Origin of the sequence: Catenulispora rubra (assembly GCF_015356825.1) — a bacterium.
GTDB classification, from domain to species: domain Bacteria; phylum Actinomycetota; class Actinomycetes; order Streptomycetales; family Catenulisporaceae; genus Catenulispora; species Catenulispora rubra.
Window position 1 is genome coordinate 1 of the sequence record NZ_JAACYW010000713.1, and the last position, 567, is coordinate 567.

1 protein-coding gene and 1 pseudogene are annotated in these 567 nt (G+C 71.6%); one reads left to right on the plus strand and one right to left on the minus strand.

The window, feature by feature from the left end:
- Positions 1-285 (minus strand): annotated as a pseudogene (locus GWK61_RS55085) (hypothetical protein); the annotation flags it as partial.
- A 107-nt stretch (positions 286-392) separates the two neighbouring features.
- Here GWK61_RS55085 and GWK61_RS61375 point away from each other — a divergent pair.
- Positions 393-567: helix-turn-helix domain-containing protein (locus tag GWK61_RS61375; RefSeq protein ID WP_194922366.1), on the plus strand; the 175-nt coding region annotated here is incomplete at its 3' end.

The following is a 567-nucleotide window of genomic DNA, read 5'->3' on the forward strand; positions in this document are numbered from 1 at the left end:
GTTCTTGGCCGCCGGGGTGGCGGGGGTTTGGTTCGGGTTCTGCGCCTGACCCTGCGCCTGCGTGGAGTCCTGGGCCACGCCCGGCGCCTGGGTCGTGTTGGTCGTGGTCGTCGTTGCCGGGTTCGGCGCGGGGGACTGCTGGGACTGGTTCGCGGTCGGGGTGCCCGCGGCGGCTGCGGAGGGCTTCGCGGTGGAGCTGCCGCAGGCGCTCAGGCCCAGGAGGGCGGAGGCCGTGAGGGCGGCGGCGAGGAGGGTCTTGGCGGTCGGCGTGATGTGGTTCGTCATGACTCCGGAGCTTGTCCGTCCCGGGGTGGGGCGCGTCGGGGGTGGAAGGGCTCCGGGTCGCGTGCGGGACGGTTTCCCGTAGCATGAGCTGCGGATTAGCGTCTGGGATGGGACGCCGATCCGGGACGGGAGGTAGCCGCGTGGGGTCGGGGTCCGAGGGTTTCGCCGCTCTGCTGAGCGATTTGAAGGAGCGGTCGGGCCTGAGTTACGGGGTCCTGGCGAAGCGGCTGCATGTGGGGACCTCGACGCTGCATCGGTATGTGCAGGGGGAGACTGTGCCCC